The following is a 2,961-nucleotide window of genomic DNA, read 5'->3' on the forward strand; positions in this document are numbered from 1 at the left end:
CCTTCCTCTATGCGCGTCTGAAGCACCTGTCCGTGATTGACATTTTCGACTACTTCGCCCCGACTCTTGGTCTGGGCCTTGGCATCACCCGTATCGGCTGTTTTCTCAACGGTTGCTGCTTCGGAACGCCCACCGATCTGCCGTGGGGCATTCACTTTCCTGAGGGGTCGCTGCCGTGGATGGTCTTCCAGAACCAGGCCGTTCACCCGGCTCAACTCTACAGTTCATTGTACGGGATTATGATTTTCATCCTGCTGCACGTTGTGTTGCAGCGACGGAAATTTATCGGGCAGGCGGTTGGACTTCTGTTTATGATCGAGGCGGTGTTCCGGTTTGCAATTGAATATGTGCGCTACTATGAAGCGGAGATGCACTTTGCTCTGGGCAGCCTCAGCCCCACCTACAATCAGGTGGTTTCACTCGCGTTGTTCCTGCTGGGAATCGGCATTTACTTCTACCAGGCGAAACACGCTCGGCTCGAACACCCGTGGGGCGGCAACTTCGCCGAAAGCAAATAACCGCAGGAATCTACCGGGCCGGCGAGGCGCTAGAGCCCGCCGCCCGTTGTACGCAATACGATCCCTTGCACGCCCACGATCCAGCCAACGTTGTCATCGAGGAAGAACATGCTGTTTAGTCGCGTCGCTACGCCACTGGGCTGCGATGTCCAGGTCGAGCCGTCGGACGTGAACAGGATCGTCCCCGAGGCGCCCACCGCCCAACCGCGACCGCCGGGTGCGAACCGCACGGCCTCCAAATCATTGCTGGTGTAAGCCGGCAAAATGTTCCAGGTGACGCCGCCATCGGTGGTATGCAGCATGATCCCCAGCGCGCCGACCACCCAGCCATTCATGTTGTCGGTAAAAAACAGCCCGTTGAGATCGTTGCTCCCCCCCCAGTCCTGTTTGACCCAACTTTTGCCGCTGTCGGCGGAAAACAGAATGACCCCGTTGTTACCCACGGCCCAGCCGGAGTCGGGACCGACAAACTGCAGCCGGAACAGCGAGAAAGATGTTATCGGCGAAATCGATGACCAGGTTGCACCGCCGTTGGTCGTCCGCAGGATCTTGCCATCCTTGCCGACCAGCCAGCCGAGCGAGGTATCGGCAAACGCCACGGCGTTCATGGTATCCGTAATGGTTTGCTCGGTCCAGGTCGGTTCGGCGGCGCTCCCATTGCGGGTACGGTGCAGCAAGTGCGATCCAACCGCCCAGCCGTTATCCTGATCGACAAAAGTGATGTTGCCGACCGCAATGTCCGGTACATCGTCAGTCAACCACGTCATACCGCCGTCATCGGTGCGCAGAATGAGTCCGCCACCGGTCGCGTCATTGAGCGCACCCACTGCAAAACCCCGGCTGCTATTCAAAAAGTACACGTCACGCAGATCGCGTCGGTCGTCGAGCGTATCTTTCAGCCAGCTCGCAACCACGAGACTGCACGGAACAGTGATTGGATAATACGCCGTCGGCGCGTCGATTGAGATCGTGTCGAAATATGTACCCGCCGCCAGACCGGTGCCGGTCGCAGTGAGCGTAATCGTGTCCGGGGTTGAGGTTGCCGTCTTTTCCAGGTCGAGCCACGTAGAGTTATGGCTCAGGGTCAGGTCTATCGGCGTACTGGAGTTGCCGAGCAGAAGCATGGCTTCAGGCGCCGGTTCGTCACCACCCGATGTCATGGAGAAAGCAAACGCGGGAGGAATGACCTGCAGCAGATTGAAAACGACCAGCCGCACCGGCAGCATATACGGGGAATTCGCAACGTCGGGGGATTCAATTATGATCGTGTCGAGATACGTGCCGGCCTGAAGCCTTCCGAGCTGGAAGTTGACGATAAAACTGTCCGGCGCGATACCGTTGGTCTGGTTGTACAGACCGATCCAGGTGTCGCCCGATGCGACTCGGGCTGAATAACGAGCGGCGCCGGAACCGCTACTACTGACAATCACCCACTGGGCCGACGGACTCACGCCGTACTCGACCTCACGGAATACCAGATCCGGTGTAATCACCAGTTGAGCGGTGATGCTGTTGTCCGGACCATTGTCAGAGCAGCTGCCCACCAGGAGCACGAGAACACTCAGGAGAAAAGAAACTGCCAGAACATTATGCAACGGTCGCATCAGACATACTCCTTACCGATTTGTCACAAATCCCCTCGTAAGTTGGCCCAACTGGAGCCGTAAGTCAATGACATTAACGCAAAAGCCCCGGCTCCTATCCAATATCAACGAATGTGAGCCATCCTTTGTTCAATCCGTAGGTGGGCGTCGCAGTATGTGCGCGGGGCTGCGCCGGACAGCGGTTTTATCGCGCGCGACGCAGCATACGCCGGACCCGGCGTCGTCGACGGTACGCTCGCATGACGTGGAAAAGAATAAACACAACAAAAGCGCTCCCGCCGACAAACAGAATGGTCTTACTCAGGAGACTCAAAACCTCGGTACCGGAGTCGGAAATCGTGAAGAATTCCATCCGGTGGAGATAGATCGGGACGTTAAGCATCCGGCTGACCACGCTGACCATGATCGTGAGAGCCGTAATGAGGCGAATCGTCCGCTCTTTGACTACCTTCGTTCCATAGGCGCCCAGATAGGTCCCGGCTAACGATCCGAGATAGAGCAGGAAGGTGAGTCGGAGATCGACAAACCCGCCCCAGGCGTAGCTGAGAGCGCCAAATGCTCCCATAAAAATCGCCAAATATACCTCCGTCCCGGCCGCCACCACGGTTGGAACGCCGAAGAAGTAAATCATGGCCGGTACCCCGAAAAATCCGCCGATTCCGATTGAGCCCGCCAGATATCCCGTGAGTAACCCGACTGCCCCGACCAGCCATACCGATAGAGTGACATCGGCAGTCGGGAAATACACCATCGGCGGCACCCGGAATCTCATGACGCGCTCGGCCAGACCCGGTTTCTGCTCGCGGGTCAGGGTGTTCCGGCGGCTGCGAAGCGTATCG

General features: G+C 57.8%; 3 protein-coding genes. 1 reads left to right on the plus strand and 2 read right to left on the minus strand.

Annotation, left to right across the window (positions count from 1 at the left end; translation table 11 throughout):
* A partial coding sequence (locus KKA81_16365) for a prolipoprotein diacylglyceryl transferase (protein ID MBU2652501.1) occupies positions 1-518 on the plus strand: 518 nt, incomplete at its 5' end.
* A gap of 29 nt (positions 519-547) precedes the next feature.
* Here the strand turns inward: KKA81_16365 and KKA81_16370 are convergent.
* Complete coding sequence (locus tag KKA81_16370; protein MBU2652502.1) at positions 548-2,122, minus strand: hypothetical protein; 1,575 nt, start codon at positions 2,120-2,122, stop codon at positions 548-550.
* A gap of 184 nt (positions 2,123-2,306) precedes the next feature.
* Positions 2,307-2,961, minus strand: a 655-nt coding sequence (locus KKA81_16375) for a sulfite exporter TauE/SafE family protein (protein ID MBU2652503.1), incomplete at its 5' end; no start/stop codon positions are given.

The sequence above is a fragment of the Bacteroidota bacterium genome, from assembly GCA_018831055.1.
In the GTDB taxonomy this organism is placed as follows: Bacteria; Bacteroidota; Bacteroidia; order Bacteroidales; family B18-G4; genus M55B132.

What these genes read in the sequence shown, in the direction of transcription:
- KKA81_16370 (MBU2652502.1), bottom strand. Translation starts at nt 2,122, where the DNA reads ATGCGACCGTTGCATAATGTTCTGGCAGTTTCTTTTCTCCTGAGTGTT.